The sequence below is a fragment of the Paraburkholderia sp. CI2 genome, assembly GCF_014201055.1.
GTDB lineage: Bacteria > Pseudomonadota > Gammaproteobacteria > Burkholderiales > Burkholderiaceae > Paraburkholderia > Paraburkholderia tuberum.
In genome coordinates this window covers 24,417-51,396 of record NZ_JACHDL010000017.1, presented here as the reverse complement: position 1 = coordinate 51,396, position 26,980 = coordinate 24,417, and the positions used below count along the sequence as shown (strand labels likewise).

Sequence of the window (26,980 nt, the reverse complement as noted above, 5' to 3'; positions counted from 1 at the left end):
CGCGGCGACCGCGCCGGGCTGCCAACCCCGGCGCGCTTTACCGGATCGCTTTCAGCACTGCCTCGGCCGCGCGGCCGATCGCGAGCAGCGCGTCGTCGGCGTGCGGTGCGCCCGCCAGCATCAGGCCGACCGGCGCGTCGCCGCGCAGATGGCACGGCAGCGACAGCGCGCAGCTATCGAGGAAGTTGAACGCGCTCGGATTGCGCAGGATCAGCGCATTGGTGCGGCCGAACGCGTCGTCGTCGTTGAGCAGGTCGGCGAGGCGCGGCGGCACGACCGGCACGGTCGGCGCGACGACCGCGTCGAAACGCTGCCACAGCGTGCGCGCGGCTTCGTCGAGCATCGCGTTGCGCTCGGCGACGAGGTCCAGATAATCGACCGCGCTGGCCGGCTGCCCCTTCATGATGCGCACGAGCACGCGCGGATCGTACTGCTCGCGATGCTTGTCGAGCAGCGGACGATGCCACGCATACGCCTCGATCGACGAAAAGCCGAAGCGGTTGATCTCCGGCAGCCGGTCGAGCGGCGCGAAGCGCACCTCGCTGACGATCGCGCCGGCCGCCTCCAGATGCTTGAGCGCGGTATCGATCGCGCGCGCGACTTCGGGCTCGACGCCGTCGGTCACGAAATTGGTCAGCACGCCGAGGCGCACGCCTTCGAGCGGCCGCGCGGCCGGGATGCGCGGCTCGAGCCCGGCGAGCATCCGGTCGACCAGCGCGCAGCATGCGACCGACACGCCGATCGGCCCGAACGAATCGAGCGTCGACGACAGCGGCACGCCGCCCTGCTTCGGGATGCGCGCGGCGGTCGGCTTGAAGCCGGTCAGCCCGCACAAGGCGGCCGGGATGCGGATCGAGCCGCCGGTGTCGGTGCCGAGCGCGACCGCGGCCATGCCGTCGGCGACCGACGCGCCCGCGCCCGACGACGAGCCGCCCGAAATCCGCTCGTCGCCCTTCACGCCGCGCCGGTACGGCGACAGCGGATGGCCGTAGTGCGGATTCAGGCCGAGTCCGGAAAACGCGAACTCGCTCATGTTGGTCCGCCCGACGATCACGGCGCCGGCCCGCTTCAGACGCGCGACCGCGACCGCGTCGGCCTTCGCGGCGGGCGCGTCGGCGAGCACGACGGAGCCCGCGCGGGTCGGCTGGCCTTCGATGTCGAACAGGTCCTTGACCGACACCGGAATCCCGGCGAGCGGCGACAGCACGGTGCCGGCCGCGCGCAGGCGGTCGTGCGCGTCGGCGGCGGCGCGCGCGGCGTCGGTGTCGACGTGCATGAAGACGGCGGCGCCCTGGCCGGCCGGATCGGCGATCCGGTCCAGCGCGGTTTCGACGAGCGCGCGGCTCGTCGTGCGGCCGGCGGCGAGATCGGCGGCAAGCTGGGCAAGCGGTGGGAACGGGGCGAATTCAGTGGCCATGATGTCGGTAGAAATCCGGTTGAGCGCAGCGCGGGCGCATGAGCGAAGCAGTGCGGAGCCAAAGGGAAAGGTCCGTCCGCATTGTAGAGCAAGGTTTTGCGGCCGAGCGGCCTGCTACTGGCGGCGCGACGCGGCGCGCGAATTCGCCAGAAAGATGGCCGGTTCGTTTGCTACACTGCGCTTTTCGAGATTACTGTTTGTAAGGAAAGCGCTCATGCACCATGGCATCGGCTTCATCCAGGATCTGGCCGTCGTGATGGCGCTGGCCGGCGTCGTCACCGTGCTGTTCCATCGCCTGAAGCAGCCGGTGGTGCTCGGCTATATCGCGGCCGGCGTGATCATCGGACCGTACACGCCGCCGTTCCAATTGATCCACGACGAACAGACGATCCAGACGCTCGGCGAGCTGGGCGTCGTGTTCCTGATGTTTTCGCTGGGCCTCGAATTCAGCCTGCGCAAGCTGTTCGAGGTCGGCGCGACGGCGATCGTCGCCGCGCTGTCCGAAATCGTGCTGATGCTGTGGATCGGCTACGAGATCGGCAGCGCGTTCGGCTGGACTCCGATGGACTCGCTGTTCCTCGGCGCGATCCTCGCGATCTCGTCGACGACGATCATCGTGAAGGCGCTGTCCGATCTCGGACTCAAACGCGAAAGCTTCGCGCAGCTCGTGTTCGGCATTCTGATCGTCGAGGACATTCTCGGTATCGCGATGCTCGTGCTGCTGACCGGCATCGCGCAGACCGGGCAGCTGTCGGCCGGGCTCGCGGCCGTCACGCTCGGCAAGCTGCTGCTGTTCATGACGGTGTCGCTGCTGGTCGGCGTGCTGCTCGTGCCGCGCGCGCTGAACTACGTCGCGCGCACGGGCAGCGACGAGATGATGCTCGTGTCCGTGCTCGGCTTCTGCTTCGGCTTCTGTCTGCTGGTCCTCAAGCTCGATTACAGCATCGCGCTCGGCGCGTTCCTGATCGGCGCGATCATGGCCGAGTCGCGTCATCTGCGTCGGATAGAGCATCTGATCGCGCCGCTGCGCGACGCGTTTTCCGCGATCTTCTTCGTGACGATCGGACTGATGCTGAACCCGGCCGTGATGCTCGACTACGGATGGCCGATCGCCGTGATCACGCTCGCGGTGATCGTCGGCAAGATCGTGTCGTGCGGGCTCGGCACGTTTCTGTCGGGGCAGGACGCGCGCACCTCGATGCGCGTCGGCATGACCGTGTCGCAGATCGGCGAGTTCTCGTTCATCATCGCGACGCTCGGTCTGACGTTGAAGGTGACGAGCGGGTTTCTGTATCCGATCGCGGTCGCCGTGTCGGCATTGACGACGCTGACGACGCCATATCTGATCCGCGTCGCCGATCCGCTCACGCGCCGCATCGGACAGGCGATGCCCGCCACGTTGTCCAACGTGTTCGGCATGTACGGGCAATGGCTGCGCAGTTTGATCACGGCGCGCGGCGAGCCGACGCTCGTCAGCATGACGCGGCGGATCGTATTGCAGATCGCGGTGAATCTCGCGCTCGTCGCGGCCATTTTCCTGGCCGTGTCGTATAGCGCGCCGCATAGCGGCCGGCTGCTCGCGCACTGGCTCGACGACGAGCCGCTGCAACGCGTCGTGCAGTGGAGCGTCGCGCTCGTCGTTTCGCTGCCGTTTCTCGTGGCCGTGTATCGCAAGACCAAGTCGCTCGCGCTGCTGCTCGCCGAAGTCAGCGTGCAGGGGACCACCGCGGGACGCTTCACGAGCGCGCTGCGTCACGCGATCGCCGATCTCGTGCCGATCGTGTCGATGATCGGCGTGTTTCTGCTGGTGGCGGCGCTGTCGGGCAGCATTCTGCCGCCGACTGGCCTGCTCGTCGCGGTGCTCGTGTGCGCCGCGCTGCTGCTCGCGCTCGTGTGGCGCTGGTGCGTGAAGATTCATGCGTCGATGCAGATCGCGTTGCGGGAAACCTTCGAAGAGCGGCCGGATCCTTGACCCATCGGGGTCGGTGTAACGCTTCGCAACAATGTGAGCAATTGTGTGCGGATTTGCGGGGCCTGCAGCACTGACGGATAATCAGGGCATATTCATTCGTTCGCGTGTAAGGCGCCCGTCCGACAGTCATGAGCGAAAACAAACCCGAAAACGCCGGCACGACCGGCAGTCCGCAGCCGGCCTCCTCCGCGCCGAGCAGCGCGCCGGCCGAACCGGCCGCCTCGCTTCCTCCGTCGCATGAAGATGCCATCCAGTCGGCCGCCAAAGACACGAGCCCGGCGGCCGAGGAGGCGACCGCGAGGTCGTCGACCGACGATCCGCTCAGCGCATCGTCGGTCACGCCCGAAGATCCGCGCACGGCGCGGCTGCGCGACGCGGCCGAGGCGCGCAGCGCCGCCGCCGAATCGACCGCGCGGCAGGAAGCCAAGGTGCACGAGCGCGAAGCGCGGCGCGCTGGTCCGTACGCCGGCGGCGCGACCATGGTGAAACCCGAGCCAGTCGTCAAACCGACGGCGGCCGCCGGCGAGCCGCCCGCGGGCGGCATTAGGGCCACGGACCTCGCCACCGACGACGAAATCGCCACCGAGGCAGCCGCCGCACCCGCGGCGCGTGCGCCCGGCTCGCCGCCGCCCGGTTTCGGCGCGGCACCCGATTTCAGCGCCACGAACCCGCCGCCACCCAACGCGCTGCCGCCGTCGCCACCGCGTTATCTGAAGCAGAGCGACTCCGCGTGGAGCGTGTTCGGCCGCATCATCGCGGCGCGCGCGCGGCAGCTGTTCGATCGCGCGGGGCAGCGGATCACGCAGCGCACGCTGCGCATCGGCGTGTCGGCGCGCATCTTCCATCCGGAACCGGGCGCGAAGGGCTTGCGCGGCAAGACGCTGCAGTATCTGGAGGAGTCGGTCGCGCACTGGGTGATGTCGCGCGACGTGCTGGTGTTCATGATCCCGACCGTTGGTCATCAGGGCATGCTGCACCCGAGCAACATCCGTCTGCGCGACTATGCGAAGCATCTCGATGGCCTGCTGCTGCAAGGCGGCGCCGACGTGTCGCCGCAGACGTATGCGGAATCGGCGGCCAGCCACGAATGGCCCGGTGACCGCGTGCGCGACATGTACGAGCTCGAGCTGCTGCACGAGTTCGTCGAATCGGGCAAGCCGGTGCTCGGCGTGTGCCGCGGCTGTCAGCTGATCAATGTCGCGTTCGGCGGCACGCTATATCAGGACATCGCGACCGAAGTGCCCACCGCGAACGCCCACGTCAACGAAAACTACGATCAGCACCGGCACGGCGTGCATTTTCCGGATGGCTCGACGCTGCTGAACATGTTCCCCGGACGGCGCGACGCGATCGTCAACTCGATCCACCATCAGGCGGTAAAGACGCTGGGCCGCGATCTGAATATCGAGGCGGTGTCGGCGTCGGACGGCATCATCGAGGCCGTGCGCTACCGGCGCGCGCCGTTCGTGATGGGCGTGCAGTGGCACCCGGAGTTTCATCGCGCGGGCGGACCGGAGCTGCTCGATTGCACACCGTTGCTCGATACGTTCCTGCGGGTCGCGCGGGAGACGCGGTTTTAAGCATGGCGGGTTTGGGTTGGCGCGGCGTGCGCGGTCGAGGTTGAGTCCGCGGCGTGGTTGCGCATCGGTCCCGCGCTTTCGCTGTTTTCCGCAGCCCGACGGAGCCATTCCATCCATCTGACGCACTATCACGTTATGTGGCAGTGCGTTTTCTTCTCTCGAAATAATCAGGAGTGCGAGCTGGGTGGCGTCTTCATTTTGCGACTGTGATTTTGGATGGAGTGGTTCGCTGCGCCAACCGTCTATCTCGATTTCGAGCGTGTCCATACAGTGCCCACGAGCTTCGCGTCGCGATAAATCCGCGCGATAATCCAACGTCATTCTCGATCGGCGTGGAGCAGGCATATGAAGTACTCCTTGGTTATCCGGCGCGCTATGTTGCTCGCCGGTGTCTATGCGTTGTGGCATACGGGTGTTGCGGTGGCACAGCAGGACAGCGTGAGCGCGCCGCTGGCGGGCACGCGGCCGGCTCCAGGGGAGGTGGCGCCGCGAGAGGCTGGCCCCCAGTCCGTCGCTGAGCCCGAGGTGTCCGCGAATACGCCCGCCGCCGCGCGCGGCGACGTCGCCGATTTGATCCAGTTGATCCACGACGCGACCCTCAGCGAACTGCGCACGACCTACGACGGCAGCTACGGTGCGAGCCTGTTCTTCGATCCGCTGCGGATGACGTACTACGTCGCGTTGTTTCAGAACAAGCATTTCTGGCGCGTGATCAGGAGCGATTCGGCAGAGCGCGCGGAAGCGATCTACGCCGGTTTCGCGCAGCAGACGCAGCAACTCGCGGACGTCGAGATTCATCGCACGCGGTTGCAGGCGCAGAATGCGTATCTGCAGGGCAGCATCGCGATATCGCAGCAGCAGGCGCAACGGCTGCAGACCGATCTCGACGTCGCCCGCACGCAGCAGGCGAAGGTCGACGACCGGCAGCGGCAGACGCGCGACGAGGCGCTCGCGCTGCGCGCGGAGCGCGACAACGCGCAGGCGCAATTGCGTCAGCTTCAGAGCGCGGTCACGCGCTTGCAGCAGCAGACGGAAGCGGGTTTGCCTGCGTCGAAGTAACGGCGGCGCTCATTGCGCGAATTGTTCCGGGATTTCGGTGACGCGACGCTGCGATATGTGGTTCATCCACTCGGTGCTATTTACCGGCAGATTGTTCGACACGGTGGAGCGCGGCAGCGGCGCGACGTCGCGCAAAGACATCATGGCGAACGTCGTCACATCAGCGTATCCGTCTTCGCCGAACCGGGTACGAACGCGCGCTTCATGCGATGGGTCATTCGCGGCATGGCGATTTACCGGAAGCGGATGCGTTTGCACGCGAAGCGCACGACGCGGAGGCGATGAGCGAATCGCGTCACGCGGCGTGGGCGCATGTCGCGTGGCGGTGCCCTGAGGCAAAGCCACGATGCGCGCGGGTGCGGCGGCGGCCACGTCGACAGGTAATGGCGGAAGCACAGGAGCCGGAGTGACGGCCTCCCCAATCACCGGTGCCTCGGGACTCGCAACCGGATGCTGCGCACGACGCTTTTCTACCGGCGCCGGCGCATCACGACGGGGCATCAGAGCTTGCGCCGATTTCAGCATGTCGGAGGCCATATGCCGCGGCGCCGGAGGCTGATCGACGATCCACCACGCCAGCACCGCGACGCAGCCGATTACGCCGGCACTCGCCGCGACCGTTCGCCGATGCCGCACAGTGCGCCGCTGCGCGATTCGCGGCGAGCGGGCCTTGAGCGGGATTCGCATTGGACCCTGAGGCACCTTCCGTTGCATAGCGGGATGCGCCGCCGTCGCGGTATGCGACGGTTCCCCGGCAGGCTGCGTGGCGTTCGCGACGGGCGTCTCTGCCGGCCGCTTCATGTCGGTCAGCACGCCGGTCAGCACGCCGTCGATCGACACCCACTGCCCATACGACAGCAACTGCTGATCTCTGATGCACACGGTGCGCAGCAGCGCGGCATACAGCGAATCGAGCCCGGTTCGCCAGCGCTGAGCGCCGGACAGCAACGCCCAGTCGCGGCCGAACGGTTCGGGCAGGTGGTCGAGCGTACGGAGAGGGGGAAGCGCAAATGCGCCTTCGATCAGGATGAGCGGCGTGCTGGTCATCGGGTTTCTTCCGGTGTCTCGGACAGGCTCACCGGTGCGGCAGTGACGGAATTTGTAGGGGGCCGATGAAGCCATCGGCAACAGAAAATCATGCCTCGAAACTACGTCGTCCACCGTTCAGATGACTCCGAAAACAGGAACACCGCCGGCGCGCGCCGTCCCCGCGACGCCACGCGCTTCACGCACGCTCAACCACGGCGTTCAAGCCTTCAACCGGTACACGTAGCGCAACGCGGTGATATCCACGCCGCCCATCTGATCGGGCTCCGCGCCGACCAACTGCCAGCCGTGTCGCTCGTAAAAGCCGATCGCCGCCGTATTGCCCTCGAGCACGTACAGATACAGCTGTGCCTCGCCTTGCGCGCGCGTCCAGTCTACGGCTGCGTGCATCAGTGTTTTGCCGACGCCGATGCCCTGATAACCGGGCAGCGCATGCAGGTTGTCGAGCAGCACGCCCCACGCGGACTCGGGCTGGCGCTCGACACACACGAAGCCGGCCGGCTCGCCGGCCAGCTCGGCGATCAGCACGATGCGGCGCTCGCCGCCCGGCGCGCCGAGACGTGCTTCCCAATAGGCGGCGCGTTCGCGCGTGACTTCGCCGTCGAGGAACGCGTCGGGCAACAGACCGCGATAGGTCGCCTGCCAACTGGCGCTGTGGATCGACGCAATCAGCGCGGCGTCCTCGAGCGTGGCGGGGCGCAGGGAAAGAGCAGGGGTGGTTCGCATCGGCGTAATCGACTGAATGGCCTCGCGCGGACAGTCTACCGCCGCCCGCGGGTGTCGCGCGTAAGCAAACTGTATGCGTTTCGCGTCGACCCTATCAGCAGTAACATTACGTGGCATCGGCCCGACATCGAGCTCAGCGTTTACCCTCATATCGAATGAGCGCCGTGAGCAGCAGAATGCGGCGCCCGCGGGCGCACTTTGCTTATACCTGTGCGTCCGCCTGCAGCATCCGCTTGCCAAACGCAGTGGATCGTTTCAACTGCCCGCTCGTCACCGTCCGCGTCGATCCGTCCGACAGGGCGGCGGGCCTATCCGAGAGTGTCATGTCTACAGCGACCCACGCCGCTTCCACCACCGAAGAATCCAAGGTCAAGACAGTGTTCCGCGTTGTCAGCGGCAACTTTCTTGAAATGTACGACTTCATGGTCTATGGCTACTACGCTTCCGCGATCGCCAAGACCTACTTTCCTGGCGGCAGCGATTTCGCGTCGCTGATGCTGTCGCTGTCCGTGTTCGGCGCGGGCTTCCTGATGCGTCCGCTCGGCGCGATCGTGCTCGGCGCCTACATCGACCATCACGGCCGTCGCAAAGGCCTGATCCTCACACTGAGCCTGATGGCGCTCGGCACGCTGACGGTCGCGACGATACCGGGCTACGCGACCATCGGGCTCGTGGCGCCCGTGCTGGTGCTGCTCGGCCGGCTGCTGCAAGGCTTCTCCGCCGGCGCTGAGCTCGGCGGCGTGTCGGTGTATCTGTCGGAGATCGCGACGAAGGGCAACAAGGGCTTCTATTGCTCGTGGCAGTCGGGCAGCCAGCAGGTCGCGGTGGTATTCGCCGCGCTGATCGGCGTGATGCTCAACAAGATTCTGCCCGCCGAGCAGATGTTCGCGTGGGGCTGGCGCGTGCCGTTCCTGATCGGCTGTCTGATCGTGCCGTTCCTGTTCATCATCCGCCGCTCGCTGCAGGAAACCGAGGAGTTCACGGCGCGCAAGCATCGTCCGAGCATGGGCGAGATCCTGAAGTCGATGCTCGCGAACTACCCGATCGTGCTGGGCGGCATGGGCATGGTCGTCATGACGACCGTGTCGTTCTACACGATCACCGCTTACACGCCGACCTTCGGCAGGGAAGTGCTGAAGCTGTCGGCGATCGACGCGCTCGTCGTCACCGTCTGCGTCGGTATCTCGAATCTGATCTGGCTGCCGTTGTCCGGCGCGTTGTCGGACCGCATCGGCCGCCGTCCGGTGCTGCTCGCGTTCACGATCCTGACGATCCTCACCGCGTATCCGGCGCTGCAATGGCTCGTCGCCGAACCGTCGTTCGCGCGTCTGCTCGCCGTGCAGCTGTGGTTGTCGTTCCTGTACGGCTGCTACAACGGCGCGATGGTCGTCGCGCTGACCGAAGTGATGCCGGTCGAAGTGCGAACCGCTGGCTTCTCGCTCGCGTACAGTCTCGCGACGACGATCGGCGGCTTCACGCCGGCCATCGCCACGCTGCTGATCCACGTGACCAGCAACAAGGCGGCGCCGGGCCTGGTCCTCGGCGTGGCGGCAATCTGCGGTCTGCTCGCGACGCTGTTCCTGTATCGCACGCCGGAGTCACGCAATCAGTATCGGGCGGCCTGACGGTTCACTTCGTGTGCTGAAAACAAAAGACCCCGCGCTAGCGGGGTCTTTTGTTTGCGGCGCGTGGTCTGTGGCTACCCGTGCCGCAATTCGTTAGCGACCACCTCGACGACTTCATCCCACGCGCCCGGCCGCGGCTGACGCACGAGCGTCGCGCCGGGATACCACGGGCTGCGCGTGTCGCCGTCGAACCAGCGCCAGTCGGCGGCGAACGGCAGCATCAGCCACAGCGGCTTGCGCAGCGCGCCCGCGAGGTGCGCGATCGACGTGTCGATCGACACCACCGCGTCGAGCCGCTCGACGATCGCCGCGGTATCCGCGAAATCGCCGATGCGGTGGTCGAAGCGATGGATCGCGGCCGCGCGCGGATGCGCGTCGAGCGCCGCGCGGTCGTCCTCGGACAGATCGGGCTGCAACACGATCCAGTCGATGCCATCCAGTGCGAACAGCGGCTCCAGCGCGGCGAGCGGCATCGTGCGGGTTTCGTTGCGCTGGATGCGCCCCGACCATGCGAGCCCGATCTTGCGCTTCGCCTGACCGCCAAGCGAGCCGCGCCATTTGCGGCCATAGGCCGGCGGCACGCTCAGATAGGGCGTGCGCGCGTCAATCGTGTCGTAGCGCGTGCCGAGCGCCAGCGGCAGGCTCAAGAGCGGAATCTGCAGATCGGCGGCGGGGCGCGGCTGGCCCTGCGCGATCAGCGAGACGCGCCATGCCTGCGCGACGGGCGCGAAGAGCGGCACCAACTGCGGCTGCACTTCCAGCACGACGCGCGCGGCGCGAAGCGCTGCGCGCGGTACGAAGCGCACGAACTGCAGCGTGTCGCCGAAACCCTGTTCGGCATGGATCAGCAGCGTGTATTTTTCGATCGACTCGCCGTGCCAACGCGGCAACGTCTGGATCACCGGTTGCGCGACGGTTTGCAAGCGCCATTCGTATTCGGGCAGCCCGCGCTCGAAGTCGCGCATCGCGAGCCACGCGAGCGCACGGTTCATATGCGCGGACGCGAGATCCGGGCGCAGCCGCAACGCCTGATCGAGCGCGCGCACCGCGGCCGCGTGCGCGCCGAGCGCCTGGTGCGCGGTGCCGAGCGCAAGCCACGCGAGCGCGAATTGCGGATCGAGCCCGACCGCGCGCTCCAGATACGGCAGCGCCTGTTCGGCACGGCCGAGCGCCGCGAGCGCGTTGCCCATGCCATAGATCGCGGGCGGCAGGTTCGGCTGCAGACGCAGCGCCGCTTCAAATGACGCGACTGCCCGCGCATGGCGGCCGGTCGCATCGAACGTATTCGCGAGATTGAAGTGCGCGGCGACGAAGCGCGGCTCGGCGGCGAGCGCGGCCTCGAAGCAGGGCACCGCCTCGTTCGGTCGATCGAGCGCGTTCAGCGACATGCCCATGTTGTTCAGCGCGCCCGCGTGACCGGGGCGCAGCTCGAGCGCGCGCCGGAACGACGCGATCGCGTCCGCGTGACGGCCGAGCGCGTGCAGCGCGTTGCCGAGATTGTTGTGCGACGACGCGTCGTTCGGCTGCAGGCGCAGCGAACGTTCGAACGCATCGGCGGCGTCTTCGTGACGGCCTTGCGACGCGTACGCGTTGCCGAGGTTGTAGTGCGCCATCGGGAAGGTCGGCGCGAGCGTCAGCGCGTTGCGGAACTGCTCGATCGCGGCGTCGATCTGGCCGAGCGCCTTCAGCGCATTGCCGAGGTTCAGCTGCAGCGCCGCGTCTTCGGGGCGCAGATCGACCGCGCGCCGCACCAGCGCCGCGGCTTCTGCGTGCTGGCCCTGCTGGTGGCGCAGCACGCCGAGCAGATGCAGCGCGTCGACGTGGCTGGGGTCGTGGTCGAGCGTGGCGCGGTAGCCGCGTTCGGCGTCGTCGAGGCGGCCGTCACGATGCGCCGCGAACGCGCGGTCAAATACAGGTTGCATGACGGGGAGGGCATTTGGATCAATCAGACTGAGGGCGCATTTTCCCATACTTGCGCAAGCGGCCCGGATTTGCGCGGAGCGTGAGTTCATGGGCAACGACGGATGGAACCCCCGCGCGACCCGTCTTGCCGACGCGCGATTGATGCAGCGCACCCGTGTGCGCAAGAGCGGCGGCGTACACTAGGGTCTGTTTGCATATGGAACGCATTGTTGCCTCCGGAGTTCCGCATGGACGCTGCCGCCTACGACGCGTCGCCGGTGCTGATCGTCGGGGCCGGTCCCACCGGACTTGCCGCAGCGATGAGTCTCGCGCGCGCCCACGTCCCCGTGCGCCTGATCGACAAGGCGCCCCAGCCGAACCCTTACTCGCGCGCGATCGGCATTCAGGCACGCACGCTCGAACTGCTCGAGCAGCATCGACTGGTCGAACCGTTTCTCGAGCTCGGCCATCGCGCTCGCGTGGCGAATCTGTCTTCGAACGGCATGCGGCTTGCGCAGCTCGATTTCGACCCGTTGCACACGCGCTATCCCTATCTGCTGTTTCTCGACCAGTCGGTGACCGAGCGGCTCCTGACCGAGCATCTGGCGACGCTCGGCGTGAAGGTCGAACGCGGCGTCGAGCTCGTGGCGTTCATGCAAGGCTCCGCGAGCGTTCAGGCGACCTTGCGCCGCGCGGACGGCCGCACGGAAGCCATGCGCCCGTCGTATCTGATCGCGGCCGATGGCGCGCACAGTTCGATTCGCCATCGCCTCGACCTGAACTTCGAGGGCAAGACCTTCGACCAGACCTTTCTGCTCGCCGACCTGCACGCCGAAACCGACTGGCCCGACGACGAGTTCCATATCTTCGCGTCGGGCGACGGTCTCGTCGCGCTGTTTCCGATGGGCCACGGCCGCCATCGTCTGATCGCCGATCATGCGGTCGAGCCGTCCGGCAGCGCCGCGCCGCCGGCCCCCGCGGTGCTCGGCGAGCCGCCGCTGGAGCGGGCGCCGGCGCCGTCGCTCGAACAATGCAAGGCGCTGATCGCGCGACGCGTGCGCGAGCGCGTCGACGTCTCGGAGCTGGCGTGGTCGGCGTACTTCCACGTGAACAGCCGGATGGTCGACCGGCTGCGCGTGGGCCGCATCTTCCTCGCCGGCGATGCCGCGCACGTACACAGCCCCGCGGCCGCACAAGGCATGAACACCGGCATCCAGGAAGCGCTCAATCTCGGCTGGAAGCTCGCGCGCGTGATCGGCGGCGCGGCGCCGGATCGTCTGCTCGACACGTACCACGCCGAACGACATCCGATCGAGCGCGAGGTGCTGCGGCAGACCGGTTTCATCACGCAGATGGCCGAGGCCGATCACGGACCGATGAAGCTGCTGCGCGAGCGCGTGATGCCGGTGCTGGCCACGTTCGGTCCGCTGCGCGATGCCGCACGCGCGACGATCAGCGAGCTGTCGATCCAGTACCGGCGCAGTCCGCTGACGCTCGAACGCGTGCTCGACGGCGGCCCGCGCGCGGGCGAGCGCGCACCCGATGCGCTCGTGCACGTCGTCGACGGTCCGCTGGGGCGCGCGCCGGGCGTCGGCTGCATTTTCGATCTGCACGATCCGGCGTTCTTCTCGCTGTTTCTGCTGTTGCCGCCGCTGCCCGTCGATGGCACGCCGCTCGATCCCGCCGCCAAACATGCACCGCCGCCGGACCCCGAAGTAGAAAAGCTCGCCGCCGAGGTCGAGCGGCTGCTGCCGAACGCGGTGCGGATCTGGCGCGTCACCGATACGAGCGGCGACGGCGGCCCGGCGTTGTCCGAATCGTATGGGCGCACGCGGCCGTCGTTTTATCTGGTGCGGCCCGACGGCTACATCAGCGCGCGCGGACGCACCGGCTCGGACCTGCACGGTCTCGTACGGCACTGCGAAGCGTGGTTTACGGTTGGGGGAGAGATCTCGGAACAGGCGACGTTGTGATTGGCGCCGCCTGTTGCGTGGCATGGGCACGCACGCGGCAGCGGATCGCGCCGCCGCGCCTGGTTGATTGGGGGAAACGGCCCGAGCCTAAGCCGCCGGCGCCCGGGCCTGCGCCGGCGTCAACTTTTCGCGATACCTGACGATCGCCTCGCGCGTGAAGTCCGATAGCGCGATGTCATACGTGTCCGGCGCTTCGTCGAGCGTCGCGAGCAGCGCGCGCCGCATGCGCGGCTCCCAGAAGCGGCGGATGTGTTCGGCGACGCCGGTCAGCGCTTCCTCGTGATCGGGCATCGACTCGAAGAAGTCGCCGATCCGGTTCGCCATGTCGATCAGATTCCGATTGTCCATGGCTCGTCTCACTTGCCCGCGGTGACGGCCGCGGCCGCATTGGCCGGTTCGCGCTGCTTCAGCAGTTCGAGCTGTTCGCTATTGAAGCGCGAATAGTCCTTCTGCCATTGCGACGGCTGCTCGACCGGCATCACCTGCACCGCGGTCACCTTGTATTCGGGGCAGTTGGTCGCCCAGTCGGAGCTGTCGGTCGTGATCACGTTCGCGCCCGATTCGGGGAAGTGGAACGTCGTATAGACGACGCCCGGCTGCATCCGCTCCGTCACCTTCGCGCGCAACACGGTTTGCCCCGCGCGCGATTCGATGCCGACCCAGTCGCCGGTTTTGATGCCGCGTTCCTCGGCATCGTGCGGATGCAGTTCGAGCCGGTCTTCGTCATGCCAGCGCGAATTCTCGGTGCGGCGCGTCTGCGCGCCGACGTTGTACTGCGACAGAATGCGCCCGGTCGTCAGCAGCAACGGATACTTGCGCGTGACCTTCTCCGGCGATGCGATGAACTTCGTGATCACGAACCTGCCCTTGCCGCGCACGAAGGTGTCGACGTGCATCGTCGGCGTGCCGTCGGGCGCGTCCTCGTTGCATGGCCACTGGATGCTGCCCATTTCGTCGATCTTCCGGTACGACACGCCGTGGAAGGTCGGTGTGAGCCGCGCGATTTCGTCCATGATCTCGGACGGATGCGTGTAGTCCATCTCGTAGCCGAGCGCGCGCGACAGCAACTGCGTGACTTCCCAGTCCGCGTAGCCGCCGAGCGGCGGCATCACCTTGCGCACGCGCGAGATGCGGCGCTCGGCATTGGTGAACGTGCCGTCCTTTTCGAGGAACGACGAGCCGGGCAGCAGCACGTGTGCATACTTGGCGGTCTCGTTCAGGAAGATGTCCTGCACGACGATGCATTCCATCGACGACAGCGCCGCCGCCACATGATGCGTGTTCGGGTCCGACTGCACGATGTCCTCGCCCTGGCAGTACAGACCCTTGAAACTGCCGTGCAGCGCGGCGTCGAACATGTTCGGAATGCGCAGGCCAGGTTCCGGTTGCAGTGTGACGGCCCAGGCGTTTTCGAACTGCGTGCGCACGAGCGGATCGCCGATGTGACGATAGCCGGGCAGCTCGTGCGGGAACGAGCCCATGTCGCACGAACCCTGCACGTTGTTCTGGCCGCGCAGCGGATTCACGCCGACACCTTCGCGGCCGATGTTGCCGGTCGCCATCGCCAGGTTCGCGATGCCGATCACCATCGTCGAGCCTTGCGCGTGTTCGGTGACGCCGAGGCCGTAGTAGATCGCGGCGTTGCCGGCGCTCGCGTAGATGCGCGCGGCTTCGCGTACCTGTTGCGCGGGCACGCCGGTCGCCGCTTCGGTCGCTTCCGGCGAGTTCTCCGGCAGCGCGACGAAATCGCGCCACTGTTCGAACGCGCGGGTTTCGCAGCGCTCGGCCACAAACGCTGCGTCGAGCAGGCCTTCAGTGACGATCACATGCGCGAGCGCGTTGACGATCGCGACGTTGGTGCCGGGCCGCAATTGCAGATGGTGCGACGCCTTCACGTGCGGCGTATCGACGATATCGATCCGGCGCGGATCGACGACGATCAGTTTCGCACCCTCGCGCACGCGCCGCTTCAGACGCGAGGCGAACACCGGGTGGCCATCGGTCGGATTCGCGCCGATCACCATGATCACGTCGGCTTTGTCGACGGAGGCGAACGTCTGCGTGCCGGCCGATTCGCCGAGCGTCGTCTTCAGACCATAGCCAGTCGGCGAGTGGCAGACGCGCGCGCAGGTGTCGACGTTGTTGTTACCGAACGCGGCGCGCACGAGCTTCTGCACGAGGTAGGTTTCCTCGTTCGTGCAACGCGACGACGTGATGCCGCCGATCGAATCGCGCCCATGCTTCGCCTGGATGCGACGGAATTCCGATGCCGCGTACGAGATCGCTTCGTCCCAGCTGACTTCGCGCCACGGGTCGGTGATCGTCGCGCGGATCATCGGCTTTTTGATGCGGTCCTTGTGCGTCGCGTAGCCCCACGCGAAGCGGCCCTTCACGCATGCATGACCCTCGTTGGCCTGGCCGTTCTTGTGCGGCACCATCCGCACGACCTGGTTGCCCTTCATCTCTGCCTTGAACGAGCAGCCGACGCCGCAATAGGCACAGGTGGTGACGACCGAGTGCTCGGGCTGGCCGAGCATCACGACGGACTTTTCCTGCAAGGTCGCGGTCGGGCACGCGGCCACGCAGGCGCCGCACGACACGCACTCCGATTCCATGAACGGCTGGTTCTCGCTGGCCGCGACGCGAGATTCGAAGCCGCGTCCGGTGATCGTCAGCGCGAACGTGCCCTGGGTTTCCTCGCACGCGCGCACGCAGCGATTGCAGACGATGCACTTCGCCGGGTCGTACGTGAAGTACGGATTCGATTCGTCCTTCTGGTCCTTCAGATGATTCGCGCCGTCGAAGCCGTAGCGCACTTCGCGCAGGCCGGTCACGCCCGCCATGTCCTGCAGTTCGCAGTCGCCGTTGGCGGGGCAGGTCAGGCAATCGAGCGGATGGTCGGAGATGTACAGCTCCATCACGTTGCGACGCAGCGACTGCAGACGGTCGGTCTGCGTGCGCACCTTCATGCCGGCTTCGACCGGCGTCGTGCACGAGGCCGGATAGCCGCGCCGTCCTTCGATTTCGACGAGACACAGGCGGCATGAGCCGAACGGTTCGAGCGAATCGGTCGCGCACAGCTTCGGCACGTTGACGCCAGCTTCAGCCGCCGCGCGCATCACCGACGTGCCCGCCGGTACGGTCACCGCCTGGCCGTCGATTTCGAGCGTCACGTCGACGTCCGAGTGGCGGGCGGGGGTGCCGTAGTCGGTGTCGTCGGCGAACGCGTTGGCGGCGCGTGGCAGGGCTTGCGACTTGCACGCGCAGTTGCCTGAGCCGCAGCCGCCCCCCAGGGGGACTTCCTTCGGGGCGCCGGCAGGGGAGTTGAACTGGTCGGACATGGTGAACTCCTGGAGTCAGGCCGCGGCCGCTTTGGTGGCGTGGTCGGCAGTGGGATCGGCGGCGAGACCGAAGTCTTCAGGGAAATGATCGAGCGCGGACAGCACCGGATAGGGCGTCATGCCGCCCATCGCGCACAGCGAGCCGGCTACCATCGTGTCGCACAGATCGCGCAGCAATTGCACCTGACGCGTCGATGTGTCGCCGCTGCGAATCCGCGCGATCACCTCGACGCCGCGCGTCGAGCCGATCCGGCACGGTGTGCATTTGCCGCACGATTCGAGCGCACAGAAGTGCATTGCGTATTGCGCGAGCTCGGCGAGGTTCGAGGTGTCGTCATGTACGACGAGACCGCCGTGGCCGATCACCGCGCCGATCGCCGCATACGCCTCGTAGTCCATCGGAATGTCCCACTGGCTTGGCGGCAGATAGGTGCCGAGCGGACCGCCGACCTGCACCGCGCGCGCCGGCCGGCCGCTCGCGGTGCCGCCGCCGAAGTCGTCGAGCAGTTGGCGCAATGTCACGCCGAACGCGAGTTCGACGAGGCCGCCTCGCTTGATGTTGCCGGCCAGTTGGAACGGCAGCGTGCCACGCGAGCGGCCCATGCCGAAGTCTTTATAGAACGAGGCGCCGCGCGCGAAGATGATCGGCGCGGTGGCGAGCGTGATCGCGTTGTTGATCACGGTGGGCTGGCCATAGAGACCCACGAGTGCGGGCACCGGCGGCTTTGCGCGGACGATGCCGCGCTTGCCTTCGAGCGATTCCAGCATCGCGGTTTCCTCGCCGCACACATACGAGCCCGCGCCTTTCGCGACGAACAGCTCGAAACGCTGCCCGCTCGAGAGCACGCTGTCGCCGAGCCAGCCGGCTGTGCGCGCACGGGCGATGGCAGCTTCGAGCGTCGCGATCGAGTGCGGGTATTCGCTGCGCACATAGATGTAGCCGACGGTCGCGCCGGTCACGACGCCGGCGATGATCATGCCTTCGATGAGCACGTACGGATCGCTTTCCATCACGAGACGATCGGAGAAGGTGCCGGAATCGCCTTCGTCGGCATTGCAGACGACATACTTCTGCGCGGCTTTCGCGCCGCGCACCGTGCGCCACTTGATGCCGGCCGGGAAGGCCGCGCCGCCGCGGCCGCGCAGACCGGATTCGATCAGCGCTTCGCAGGCGGCATCGGCGTCGGTTTGCAGGGCGTTGCGTAGGCCTTCGAGGCCGCCGTGCGCGACGTAATCGTCGATGGACAGCGGGTCGGTGATGCCGATCCGCGCGAAGGTCAGGCGCTGCTGCTTCTTCAGATACGGAATCTCGTCGACCACGCCGACGCGCCGCGCATGCTCGCCACCCTCGACGAAGCCCGCGTCGAACAACGCGGCGACGTCTTCCACGTCGACATTCGCATAGCCGATGCGGCCTTCGGGCGTCGCAACTTCGACGAGCGGTTCGAGCCACAGCAACCCGCGCGAACCGTTGCGGATCAGTTCGATCGCAATGTCGCGGCGCGCGGCTTCGCTGGCGATGGCTTCGGCCAGCGCATCGGCGCCGAGCGCGAGCGCCGAGGAATCTCGCGGAACATAGATGCGCGTCATGCCGGCACCTCCGCGCGTTTGCGGGCAGCGGCGAACAGGGCGTCGAATTTTTGCGGCGACACGCGCGCGTGCAGCGTGCCGTTGAGCATCATCGCCGGCGACAGCGCGCATTGGCCGAGGCAGTACACCGATTCGAGTTCCACCGTTGCGCCGTCATGGTGACCGGTGTCGAAGCGGCATCCGGTGTGCGCCTCGATCTGCTGGGCAAGCGCCTCGGTGCCCATGCTGCGGCACGCTTCGGCGCGGCACAGCTGCACCGTGACGGGCGCGGCAGGCGAGGTGCGAAAGTGATGGTAGTAAGTGATGACGCCGTGCACTTCCGCTCGCGACAGGTTCAGCGCACGGGCGAGCGGTCCGACCGCCGCGGGTGGCACAAAGCCGAGTTCGTCCTGGATCGCGTGCAGGATCGTGATGAGTGTGCGGCCCGGCTGCGCGTGACGTTGCACGAGCTGATCCGGCGCCGTGGCGAGAGAATCGTCCAAAGGGGGGCTCCTCCGAAGCGATATATGCACTTGTTATTCATAATGCATGCACGTATGCTTCGCTTATTCGATATGGTATAGCCGAAAGATAGGCGGGCCGACCGGCGCGCGCAATAGGAAACAGTCAAACATATATGGTCAGGATCGAATGTCAGGTCGAGCTGGTGGTGAAGGGCGCGGACGGCCGCGAGGCCAGCCTGTCTGACGTAGTGCCGCTGCTCGCGCTCGTCGATGAATCTGGCAGCATTGCGCAGGCCGCGGCGCTTAAGGGTTTGTCCTATCGGCACGCATGGGGCTTGCTGCGCAGCATCGAGGAGCGGTTTGGTGGTCCTCTGATCGCGAAAGAGCGTGGGCGCGGCTCGGTGTTGTCCGAGCTCGGTCACGCGGTGCTGCGCGGGCAGCGGCTCTGCGGCGAGCGGCTCGACGGCAATTTGCAGGCGCTCGCGAGCGAAGTGGCGAGCGATCTGAACCGCTGGCTTGCGCCCCCCGCCGATGACGTGCGCATCCACGCGTCGCACGGTTACGCGGTGGCTGCGCTTGTTACGGCGCTGGTCGCCAACGATCTGCCGGTCGAGATCAAGTACCGCGACAGCGCCGAGGCGGTCAGTGCGCTCGCGCGCGGCGAGTGCGATCTGGCGGGCTTTCATCTGCCGCTCGGCGAGTTCCGCGCGGTGTGCGCCGATACCTACCGGCGCTGGCTCGATCCGCAACGCCATGTGCTCGTGCATCTGACCCGACGCAAGCAGGGTCTGTTCATCGGCAAGGGCAATCCGAAGCGGATCGGCGGGCTCGGCGATCTGGCGCGCGACGACATCCGTTTCGTCAACCGCCAGCCGGGCTCGGGTACGCGGATGCTGCTCGATCTCGCGCTGCGACAGGTCGGTGTGGACCCGGACCGCGTCAACGGCTATGCATCGACCGAGCTGACGCACTCGGCGATCGCGGCGTTCGTCGCGAGCGGCATGGTGGACATAGGCTTCGGCGTCGAACCGGCCGCGCATCATTTCGGGCTCGACTTCATTCCGATCGTCGACGAGGACTATTACTTCGCGTGCGATCGCGCGCACCTCTCTCGCGCGCCGCTCGCGACGGTGATCAACCTGTTGCGCGGCAGCGCGTTTCACCAACGCGTCGAGCAACTCGCCGGCTACGATCCGTGCGACTGCGGCAGGCTCGTCGATCTGGATGAGGGGCTCGGCGGCGCGCTCGCGTAACGGCGGAGTAAGAGCCTGTAACCAGAAAAGCGGTGGCGCTCGGCGTGCGCGGCTGCGCAGCGCGCCGGTTTCGGCTACTCTCTTGGCTTCGTATCCGCCTTTACCGCGCGCCAAGCTGCGCTGAACCGACATGAAATCTCTTCTCCATGCATGTGCCGCTGCTGCCGCGGCTGGTGTGCTCTGTGCCACCGTCTCCGTCGCTTACGCGCAAAATTCGCCTGGCGTGCCGGGTGGCATCCTGACCGACGAATTCCGCATTAACGAGCATCCGCAGATGCCGTTCGCCGCGTCCGCCCCGTCGGACAAGTATCAGCACGGCCAACGTTCGAAGGCGCGCAAGCGCGGCGACATGGGAGATCCGAATGGCTGCAATCTGCAGTGCCCGAAAGACGAATAAGAATTGGCTCGGGCTTCGCTCGAGCTTCGAGGTTTGACGCAACGCCGGCCCTTGGGTCGGCGTTGTGCTTTGTGGCGGGGGCGATGGCGGCCCAGTTGCCGGCTGGAGTGGCTTCTTATGGCCTGGCGATGTGCCAGATTTCCTTGAAACCGTCCCCCTTTGCATCGCCCGCCTGCTTGTCGGTCGGCGCCGCCGTGGCCGCCGGCCAGTTGCTCATGCAGCCGCTGACGCCGGGCCTGGTGTCCTTGTCGAACGTGTGGAGCGTCATGCCGTCAGCGGTGACGAAGCGGCCGTCGGACAGTTTGGGCGGATCGGCAAAGGCACCGGGCGTGTAGAACGGGGAGTGCGAGCGGGGCCAGCAGAGCGATGGTCTTGCGCATGACGCAGGCTCCTGTTTTGGCGACGTGGTTGACGAATCACGACTCGCTTCGAGCTACGAGTATAAGCAACGGCCGCGGATTTACCGGGGCGTGTTGTGCGTCCCCGTTGAGTGAAGGGGAGATGTGTGGCCGGCCCGCAAAGCGTCGCAGACGGTGCCGAAAATAAAAAACCCCGGCAGCGTTACGCTACCGGGGTTTTTTGGGGCCGTTCATCGCGAACGTTCCAGGTATTTGGTGGAGGCGGCGGGAATCGAACCCGCGTCCAGAAGTCCTCTACGACCAGTTCTACATGTTTAGTTCTGTCTTTTGATTTAACCGCAGCGACGCGGACGAACACGCTGCGCTACGGCGATTCACTAAATTTTCGACCCGGACGTCGTGACGCCGCCAAGGCTTAACTGACGTATATGACCTCTGTCGGTATTGCTACCGGTCTTGCGACACTAGCCCGTCAGTGAACTAGGCAGAGGACGGCGGCCCTTAGGCTGCCAGTGCGAACGTATCGTCGTTTGCAGTTACGTTTTTCCCATTGATTAACGAGGTGACGGGTCCTCGACATGCCCTAGCCGCTTCGCAACCCCTGTCGAAACCAGGTCGCCCCCGCGGTTCGTTGCTCATATATGTGAGCCAAAGGAGATTTTACAATAGATCGAGGGCTGCGTCGTGCGTCTTTGGTGGCTGCTGAATGGTGCAACATGGTTAACAAGAGTGCGGGCCGGGACCTTCAACCGATCTGTCTGACTTTGTCAGCCGATGTCGCGCAGCAGGGTTTGCAACTCGGCCGTCGATTCTACGACGTGTTGCGCGTGCCACCGTGTCGGCGGAATGTCGTTGCCGCAATAGCCGTACGCCGCGGCGACGGTCTTCATGCCGGCGGCAAAACCGGCCTGCACGTCGCGCAGATCGTCGCCGATATAGACGACGCGCTCCGGCGCGATGTCCAGCTCACGCGCCGCGTGCAGCAATGGCGCGGGGTGCGGCTTCGAATGCGGGGTCGTGTCGCCGCTCACCACGCAGCCGGCGCGCTCCTCGAGCCCGAGTTGCGCGACGAGCGGCTCGGTAAGCCGCGCGACCTTGTTCGTGACGATGCCCCAGCGCACGCCGCGCGCGTCGAGTTCGTCGAGCACTTCCGCGATACCCGGAAAGAGCGTCGTCTCGATGCACAGATCTGCTTCGTAGTTCGCGAGAAACTCCTCGCGCATCGATGCGAATTCGTGATGATCGGGCCCGATGCCGAACGCCCCGCAGATCAGTCCGCGCGCTCCGGCTGAAGCCAGCGGGCGCAGCTTCTCGAGCGGCACCATCTCGAGCCCCCGGTCGTGGCGCATCTTGTTGACGGCGGCCGCGAGGTCGGGCGCCGTGTCGGCAAGCGTGCCGTCGAGGTCGAAAAGCACGGCGAGGCAAAAGCCGAGCGTGTCGTCGTTGTCTTCGCGTTGCGGCAGGGGAGTCGGGTCGCTCATTGTTCGTTTCGGATACGGCGGATCGGGGCGGTTCGGGCAATTCAGACGTCGCGGCGACAGGCGAGCATATAGTTGACGCTCGTGTCGGACGACAGCGCGAAAAGCTTGCTGAGCGGGTTGTACACGATGCCCTTGATGTCCGCCGTGCGCAGCTCGGCGGCGCGCACGAAGCCGGCGAGCTCCGACGGGCGGATGAAGCGCGCGTAGTCGTGCGTGCCCATCGGCAGCATTCGCGCGATGTATTCGGCGCCGATCACCGCGAACAGATACGACTTGACATTGCGGTTCAGCGTGGAGAAAAACACCCAGCCGCCCGGCTTCACGAGATTCTTGCAGGCCTCGACGATCGCGGCCGGCCTGGGCACGTGCTCGAGCATTTCCATGCAGGTGACCACGTCATAGGTGCCCGGTTCGCGTGCGGCCAGCGCCTCAGCCGCGATTTCTTCGTAATCGACGGTTACACCGCTTTCAAGACTGTGAAGATCGGCGACACCGAGTGCCTGGGTCGACAGATCGATGCCCTTCACATGAGCGCCCAAACCTGCCATCGATTCCGACAGGATGCCGCCGCCGCAGCCGATATCGAGCACCTTTTTGCCGGCGAGATGGGCGTGGGCGTCGATCCAGCTTAGACGAATCGGATTCAGTTCGTGCAGCGGCTTGAATTCGGCGTTCGGGTCCCACCAACGATGCGCGAGGTCGCTGAATTTCTGTAGTTCGTGAGGATCGGCGTTGGTCATGGTGAAGGCTGCCTCGATGAAAGCGGTGAGCGGACGCTCGAGGATAAACCCTGAGTATATAGGGCGAGAGAAAGAGCGGCAAAAGCGCGTCGGGTAGCGGGCGCTGATGCAAGCTGCGAGCCGCTGGTAGCGGAGCGGGACGCTCCTGCGTCGCGCATCACGTCAGGTCGCGGTACCCGCGCATAAAAAAAGCCCCGCCGAAGCGGGGCTTTCGATACTGCGGTAATTTTCCAGCTTACTGCTTCGGCGTACCGACAACTTCGACTTCCACGCGGCGGTCCGGTGCGAGGCAGGCGATGAGTTGCTTGCGGTTCTTCTGGTTGCAACCGGTGGTAACCGGGTTGCGCGGACCCTTGCCTTCCGTGTAAATACGGTTGGCTTCGACGCCCTTGCTGACCAGGAAGGCCTTCACAGCTTGAGCACGACGCAGCGACAGACGGTCGTTGTAGGCGACGGAACCGATACGGTCGGTGTGGCCCGTAGCGACGACGACTTCGAGGTTGATGCCCTGGATCTTCGATGCCAGTTCGCTCAGACGTTCCTTGCCGGCCGGCTTCAGGATTGCCTTGTCGAAGTCGAACAGCGCATCAGCTTGATACGTAATCTTTTCGCTGGAGATAGCCGGAGGCGGAGGGACCGGTGCCGGCGGGGTCGGAGCCTGAGCAACCAGAGCGCCGTCGCACTTGGCGTTAGCCGTTGCGGGCGTCCAGAATGCATCGCGCCAGCAAAGCTCGTTCGTGCCGTTCATCCACACGTATTCGCCAGTACCATTCACCCAGTTGTCGTTGGTAGCTTGTCGCGACGCCGGCACCGACTGCGCCATGGCGGATGCAGCCATAACTGCGGTAGCTGCAATGAACGCGAGCTTTGAAAGTTTATTCATATTTCTCCTCTCGAAATTGAGATTACCGCAGGTTTACTGCGAGCCTGTTGACGAAGACCAGTCATACATTGCTCGAAGTATAACATTGGTGCGGAACAAAAACCGTTTGTGTAGACTTCGAGCAGTGTCTGACTCTTTGTGCGTTGGCATTTTGCCATATCGTTCCCTTCCGACGAAAAAAAAATCCGCCCCCGATCAAATCCCCCTCCAATTGTGGTGCATGCGCAACAAATGTTTTCGTCTGAGCGGTCCGCCGGCTCTGGCTGAGCGGCGAATTGGTCCCACGCAGGAATCGAGCCTGACGAGACTGAAATTGTGTGATCGGCGAGGTGTTGGCGGGCGCCCCTCTAATATGTATACGTACCTTCGTCGGGCGTGGATTCGTGGCATGTTAGAATCGCGTGATGCGTTGCGCCTGCAATGCTTACGCGAAGAAGCGGCGAAACCCGCCTTCGCACGTAAAAGATACGGATAATGGATCAATTCGCCAAAGAGACTCTGCCAATCTCCCTTGAGGAGGAAATGCGCCGTTCGTATCTCGATTACGCGATGAGCGTGATCGTAGGGCGAGCGCTTCCCGATGTCCGCGATGGCCTGAAGCCGGTGCACCGGCGCGTGCTGTTCGCGATGCACGAGCTGAACAACGACTGGAACCGCGCCTACAAGAAGTCGGCGCGTATCGTCGGCGACGTCATCGGTAAATACCATCCGCACGGCGACACCGCTGTCTACGACACGATCGTACGGATGGCGCAGGACTTCTCGCTGCGCTACATGCTCGTCGACGGCCAGGGGAACTTCGGTTCCGTCGACGGCGACAACGCCGCGGCGATGCGTTACACCGAAATCCGCATGGCGAAGATCGGCCACGAACTGCTGGCCGATATCGACAAGGAAACGGTCGACTTCGTGCCGAACTACGACGGCAGCGAGAACGAGCCGGCCATCCTGCCCGCGCGCATCCCTAATCTGCTGATCAATGGCTCGTCCGGCATCGCGGTCGGCATGGCGACCAATATCCCGCCGCACAACCTCAATGAAGTCGTCGACGCGTGTCAGCATCTGCTGAAAAACCCGGAAGCGACGATCGACGAGCTGATCGAGATCATCCCCGCGCCCGACTTCCCGACCGCCGGCATCATCTACGGCGTGGCCGGCGTGCGCGACGGCTATCGGACCGGTCGCGGCCGCGTCGTGATGCGCGCGCTGACGCACTTCGAGGAAATCGACCGCGGCCAGCGCATGGCGATCATTGTCGATGAACTGCCCTATCAGGTGAACAAGCGCTCGCTGCTCGAGCGCATCGCCGAGCTCGTCAACGAGAAGAAGCTCGAAGGCATTTCCGACATCCGCGACGAATCCGACAAGAGCGGCATGCGCGTCGTGATCGAGCTGAAGCGCGGCGAAGTGCCCGAGGTCGTGCTGAACAATCTGTACAAGGCGACCCAGCTTCAGGACACGTTCGGTATGAACATGGTCGCGCTCGTCGACGGCCAGCCGAAGCTCCTGAATCTGAAGGAAATGCTGACGTGCTTCCTGTCGCATCGCCGGGAAGTGCTGACGCGGCGCACCGTCTACGAACTGCGCAAGGCGCGCGAACGTGGTCACGTGCTCGAAGGTCTCGCGGTTGCGCTCGCGAACATCGACGAATTCATCGCGCTCATCAAGGCCGCGCCGACACCACCGATCGCCAAGCAGGAGCTGATGTCGCGCGCGTGGGATTCGTCGCTCGTGCGCGAAATGCTGTCACGCGCCGAGTCGGAAAACGCGTCGGCGGGCGGTCGCGAAGCTTATCGTCCGGAGGGACTGAACCCGTCGTTCGGCATGCAGACCGACGGCCTTTACCGTCTGTCCGATACGCAGGCGCAGGAAATCCTGCAGATGCGCCTGCAGCGACTGACCGGTCTCGAGCAAGACAAGATCATCGGCGAATACCGCGACGTGATGGCGCAGATCGCTGACCTGCTGGACATTCTGGCTCGCCCGGAACGCATTTCGGCGATCATCGTCGGCGAACTCACGTCCATCAAGGCCGAATTCGGCGATGCGCGTCGCTCGAAGATCGAGTTGAACGCGACCGAGCTGAACACCGAAGACCTGATCACGCCGCAGGAAATGGTCGTGACGATGTCGCACGCGGGCTACGTGAAATCGCAACCGTTGTCCGAATATCGAGCCCAGAAGCGCGGTGGTCGTGGCAAGCAGGCCACTTCCATGAAGGAAGACGACTGGATCGACACGCTGTTCATTGCCAATACGCACGACCACATCCTGTGCTTCTCGAACCGCGGCCGTGTGTACTGGGTCAAGGTCTACGAAGTGCCGCAGGGTTCGCGCAATTCGCGCGGCCGGCCGATCGTCAATATGTTCCCGCTGCAAGAAGGCGAAAAGATCACGGTCGTGCTGCCGGTCAAGGAGTTCTCGGCCGACAAGTTCGTGTTCATGGCGACCGCGTTGGGAACGGTAAAAAAGACGCCGCTGGAAGCATTTAGCCGGCCGTTGCGCAAGGGTATTATTGCGGTCGGTCTCGATGAGGGCGATTACCTGATCGGCGCCGCGATCACCGACGGCCAGCACGACGTGATGCTGTTCTCGGATTCGGGCAAGGCAGTGCGCTTCGACGAAAACGACGTGCGTCCGATGGGCCGCGAGGCGCGCGGCGTGCGCGGCATGCAACTCGAGGACGGCCAGAACGTGATCGCGTTGCTGGTGGCCGGCGACGAGCAGCAGTCGGTGCTCACCGCAACCGAGAACGGCTACGGCAAGCGCACCCCAATCACCGAGTACACGCGTCACGGCCGCGGCACGAAGGGCATGATCGCAATCCAGACGTCGGAGCGTAACGGCAAGGTCGTTGCCGCGACGCTCGTGGACCCGGAAGCGCAGATCATGCTGATTACCACTACGGGCGTGCTGATTCGCACGCGCGTGTCGGAAATTCGCGAAATGGGACGCGCAACGCAAGGTGTTACACTCATCAGCCTTGACGAAGGGACCAAGCTGTCCGGTCTGCAGCAGGTAGCGGAGGCCGAGGGCGAGTCGGAAAGCGATTCCGACGGCTCCGCTGAAGGTGATAACGGCGGTGAGGGCGGCGGCGCGGCTTGATCCGTGCCAGCGGCTTTCAGTCTCAGTTAATACGTTGAAGCTACGCTGCGGGTCACGGCGTATCGGGCCGGTACGCTTCCCGTGTGG

The 26,980-nt window shown here is 65.4% G+C and carries 20 protein-coding genes and 1 other RNA gene; 8 read left to right on the top strand and 13 right to left on the bottom strand.

Annotation, left to right across the window (positions count from 1 at the left end):
* Positions 1 to 37: 37 nt before the first annotated feature.
* On the bottom strand, positions 38 to 1,417 hold the full coding sequence (locus HDG32_RS22415) for an amidase (protein WP_184070757.1): 1,380 nt from the start codon (positions 1,415 to 1,417) through the stop codon (positions 38 to 40).
* A gap of 214 nt (positions 1,418 to 1,631) precedes the next feature.
* Here HDG32_RS22415 and HDG32_RS22410 point away from each other — a divergent pair, with 214 nt between their 5' ends.
* The 3 genes from HDG32_RS22410 to HDG32_RS22400 all read left to right on the top strand — a co-directional run bounded on the left by HDG32_RS22410 (position 1,632) and on the right by HDG32_RS22400 (position 6,028).
* Positions 1,632 to 3,389: a cation:proton antiporter gene (locus HDG32_RS22410; protein ID WP_184070755.1), complete on the top strand. Its 1,758-nt coding sequence runs from the start codon at positions 1,632 to 1,634 to the stop codon at positions 3,387 to 3,389.
* A 128-nt stretch (positions 3,390 to 3,517) separates the two neighbouring features.
* On the top strand, positions 3,518 to 4,969 hold the full coding sequence (locus HDG32_RS22405) for a gamma-glutamyl-gamma-aminobutyrate hydrolase family protein (RefSeq protein WP_184070753.1): 1,452 nt from the start codon (positions 3,518 to 3,520) through the stop codon (positions 4,967 to 4,969).
* 345 nt (positions 4,970 to 5,314) lie between these two features.
* Positions 5,315 to 6,028 carry a DUF2968 domain-containing protein gene (locus HDG32_RS22400; protein ID WP_184070751.1) on the top strand — a complete coding sequence of 238 codons (714 nt, stop codon included), beginning with the start codon at positions 5,315 to 5,317 and terminating at the stop codon, positions 6,026 to 6,028.
* 9 nt (positions 6,029 to 6,037) lie between these two features.
* Here HDG32_RS22400 and HDG32_RS22395 read toward each other — a convergent pair whose 3' ends face one another.
* Together HDG32_RS22395 and HDG32_RS22390 are read right to left on the bottom strand one after the other, a co-directional pair.
* Positions 6,038 to 6,868, bottom strand: coding sequence for a hypothetical protein (locus tag HDG32_RS22395; RefSeq protein ID WP_311540333.1), 831 nt, complete (start codon positions 6,866 to 6,868; stop codon positions 6,038 to 6,040).
* A 408-nt stretch (positions 6,869 to 7,276) separates the two neighbouring features.
* Complete coding sequence (locus HDG32_RS22390) at positions 7,277 to 7,801, bottom strand: GNAT family N-acetyltransferase (RefSeq protein WP_018421404.1); 525 nt, start codon at positions 7,799 to 7,801, stop codon at positions 7,277 to 7,279.
* Between the two features lie 323 nt (positions 7,802 to 8,124).
* On the opposite strand from HDG32_RS22390, the gene HDG32_RS22385 reads away from it, so the two are divergent.
* A complete protein-coding gene (locus HDG32_RS22385) occupies positions 8,125 to 9,426 on the top strand; it encodes an MFS transporter (protein ID WP_184070747.1) in 1,302 nt (433 codons plus the stop codon).
* Between the two features lie 74 nt (positions 9,427 to 9,500).
* Here HDG32_RS22385 and HDG32_RS22380 read toward each other — a convergent pair whose 3' ends face one another.
* The gene (locus tag HDG32_RS22380) at positions 9,501 to 11,348 is read right to left on the bottom strand and encodes a tetratricopeptide repeat protein (RefSeq protein ID WP_184070745.1); all 1,848 of its coding nucleotides are present in this window, start codon (positions 11,346 to 11,348) and stop codon (positions 9,501 to 9,503) included.
* A 228-nt stretch (positions 11,349 to 11,576) separates the two neighbouring features.
* On the opposite strand from HDG32_RS22380, the gene HDG32_RS22375 reads away from it, so the two are divergent.
* Complete coding sequence (locus HDG32_RS22375; protein WP_184070743.1) at positions 11,577 to 13,301, top strand: FAD-dependent monooxygenase; 1,725 nt, start codon at positions 11,577 to 11,579, stop codon at positions 13,299 to 13,301.
* A gap of 87 nt (positions 13,302 to 13,388) precedes the next feature.
* On the opposite strand, the gene HDG32_RS22370 is transcribed toward HDG32_RS22375, so the two are convergent.
* Genes HDG32_RS22370 through HDG32_RS22355 form a run of 4 tightly spaced genes read right to left on the bottom strand, consistent with a single transcriptional unit; the run spans position 13,389 to position 18,714 of the window.
* Positions 13,389 to 13,649 (bottom strand): formate dehydrogenase subunit delta, encoded by a 261-nt coding sequence (locus tag HDG32_RS22370; protein WP_184070741.1) that lies wholly within the window; start codon positions 13,647 to 13,649, stop codon positions 13,389 to 13,391.
* 8 nt (positions 13,650 to 13,657) lie between these two features.
* On the bottom strand, positions 13,658 to 16,642 hold the full coding sequence (gene fdhF / locus HDG32_RS22365) for a formate dehydrogenase subunit alpha (RefSeq protein WP_184070739.1): 2,985 nt from the start codon (positions 16,640 to 16,642) through the stop codon (positions 13,658 to 13,660).
* A 15-nt stretch (positions 16,643 to 16,657) separates the two neighbouring features.
* Positions 16,658 to 18,232 (bottom strand): NADH-quinone oxidoreductase subunit NuoF, encoded by a 1,575-nt coding sequence (locus HDG32_RS22360; RefSeq protein ID WP_184070737.1) that lies wholly within the window; start codon positions 18,230 to 18,232, stop codon positions 16,658 to 16,660.
* Positions 18,229 to 18,714, bottom strand: coding sequence for an NAD(P)H-dependent oxidoreductase subunit E (locus HDG32_RS22355; protein WP_184070735.1), 486 nt, complete (start codon positions 18,712 to 18,714; stop codon positions 18,229 to 18,231). Before HDG32_RS22355 ends, HDG32_RS22360 begins: the two co-directional genes overlap by 4 nt.
* 134 nt (positions 18,715 to 18,848) lie before the next feature.
* On the opposite strand from HDG32_RS22355, the gene HDG32_RS22350 reads away from it, so the two are divergent.
* The gene (locus HDG32_RS22350) at positions 18,849 to 19,928 is read left to right on the top strand and encodes a substrate-binding domain-containing protein (RefSeq protein WP_184070733.1); all 1,080 of its coding nucleotides are present in this window, start codon (positions 18,849 to 18,851) and stop codon (positions 19,926 to 19,928) included.
* Between the two features lie 130 nt (positions 19,929 to 20,058).
* A complete protein-coding gene (locus HDG32_RS22345; protein WP_184070731.1) occupies positions 20,059 to 20,325 on the top strand; it encodes a hypothetical protein in 267 nt (88 codons plus the stop codon).
* A gap of 115 nt (positions 20,326 to 20,440) precedes the next feature.
* On the opposite strand, the gene HDG32_RS37070 is transcribed toward HDG32_RS22345, so the two are convergent.
* From HDG32_RS37070 to ompA, 5 genes are all read right to left on the bottom strand, one after another.
* On the bottom strand, positions 20,441 to 20,626 hold the full coding sequence (locus HDG32_RS37070; protein ID WP_409340051.1) for a hypothetical protein: 186 nt from the start codon (positions 20,624 to 20,626) through the stop codon (positions 20,441 to 20,443).
* A gap of 311 nt (positions 20,627 to 20,937) precedes the next feature.
* Positions 20,938 to 21,307, bottom strand: a transfer-messenger RNA (tmRNA) gene (gene ssrA / locus HDG32_RS22335).
* Between the two features lie 144 nt (positions 21,308 to 21,451).
* Entirely contained in the window at positions 21,452 to 22,165 is a 714-nt protein-coding gene (gene gph, locus HDG32_RS22330; RefSeq protein ID WP_184011034.1) for a phosphoglycolate phosphatase, read from the bottom strand.
* Positions 22,166 to 22,206: 41 nt separating this feature from the next.
* On the bottom strand, positions 22,207 to 22,905 hold the full coding sequence (ubiG, locus tag HDG32_RS22325; protein WP_184070729.1) for a bifunctional 2-polyprenyl-6-hydroxyphenol methylase/3-demethylubiquinol 3-O-methyltransferase UbiG: 699 nt from the start codon (positions 22,903 to 22,905) through the stop codon (positions 22,207 to 22,209).
* Between the two features lie 235 nt (positions 22,906 to 23,140).
* The gene (ompA, locus tag HDG32_RS22320) at positions 23,141 to 23,788 is read right to left on the bottom strand and encodes an outer membrane protein OmpA (protein ID WP_090801331.1); all 648 of its coding nucleotides are present in this window, start codon (positions 23,786 to 23,788) and stop codon (positions 23,141 to 23,143) included.
* Positions 23,789 to 24,262: 474 nt separating this feature from the next.
* On the opposite strand from ompA, the gene gyrA reads away from it, so the two are divergent.
* On the top strand, positions 24,263 to 26,893 hold the full coding sequence (gene gyrA / locus HDG32_RS22315; protein ID WP_184070728.1) for a DNA gyrase subunit A: 2,631 nt from the start codon (positions 24,263 to 24,265) through the stop codon (positions 26,891 to 26,893).
* The last annotated feature ends 87 nt before the right edge of the window (positions 26,894 to 26,980 follow it).

Bases quoted from the DNA above. Each gene is read 5' to 3' on its own strand.
- HDG32_RS22405 (WP_184070753.1), top strand. From the start codon at position 3,518: ATGAGCGAAAACAAACCCGAAAACGCCGGCACGACCGGCAGTCCGCAG.
- ubiG (WP_184070729.1), bottom strand. From the start codon at position 22,905: ATGACCAACGCCGATCCTCACGAACTACAGAAATTCAGCGACCTCGCG.
- gyrA (WP_184070728.1), top strand. From the start codon at position 24,263: ATGGATCAATTCGCCAAAGAGACTCTGCCAATCTCCCTTGAGGAGGAA.
- HDG32_RS22375 (WP_184070743.1), top strand. From the start codon at position 11,577: ATGGACGCTGCCGCCTACGACGCGTCGCCGGTGCTGATCGTCGGGGCC.
- ompA (WP_090801331.1), bottom strand. From the start codon at position 23,788: ATGAATAAACTTTCAAAGCTCGCGTTCATTGCAGCTACCGCAGTTATG.
- HDG32_RS22385 (WP_184070747.1), top strand. From the start codon at position 8,125: ATGTCTACAGCGACCCACGCCGCTTCCACCACCGAAGAATCCAAGGTC.
- fdhF (WP_184070739.1), bottom strand. From the start codon at position 16,642: ATGTCCGACCAGTTCAACTCCCCTGCCGGCGCCCCGAAGGAAGTCCCC.
- HDG32_RS22415 (WP_184070757.1), bottom strand. From the start codon at position 1,417: ATGGCCACTGAATTCGCCCCGTTCCCACCGCTTGCCCAGCTTGCCGCC.
- HDG32_RS22410 (WP_184070755.1), top strand. From the start codon at position 1,632: ATGCACCATGGCATCGGCTTCATCCAGGATCTGGCCGTCGTGATGGCG.
- HDG32_RS22350 (WP_184070733.1), top strand. From the start codon at position 18,849: ATGGTCAGGATCGAATGTCAGGTCGAGCTGGTGGTGAAGGGCGCGGAC.
- HDG32_RS22400 (WP_184070751.1), top strand. From the start codon at position 5,315: ATGAAGTACTCCTTGGTTATCCGGCGCGCTATGTTGCTCGCCGGTGTC.
- HDG32_RS22345 (WP_184070731.1), top strand. From the start codon at position 20,059: ATGAAATCTCTTCTCCATGCATGTGCCGCTGCTGCCGCGGCTGGTGTG.
- HDG32_RS22380 (WP_184070745.1), bottom strand. From the start codon at position 11,348: ATGCAACCTGTATTTGACCGCGCGTTCGCGGCGCATCGTGACGGCCGC.
- gph (WP_184011034.1), bottom strand. From the start codon at position 22,165: ATGAGCGACCCGACTCCCCTGCCGCAACGCGAAGACAACGACGACACG.
- HDG32_RS22390 (WP_018421404.1), bottom strand. From the start codon at position 7,801: ATGCGAACCACCCCTGCTCTTTCCCTGCGCCCCGCCACGCTCGAGGAC.
- HDG32_RS22370 (WP_184070741.1), bottom strand. From the start codon at position 13,649: ATGGACAATCGGAATCTGATCGACATGGCGAACCGGATCGGCGACTTC.
- HDG32_RS22360 (WP_184070737.1), bottom strand. From the start codon at position 18,232: ATGACGCGCATCTATGTTCCGCGAGATTCCTCGGCGCTCGCGCTCGGC.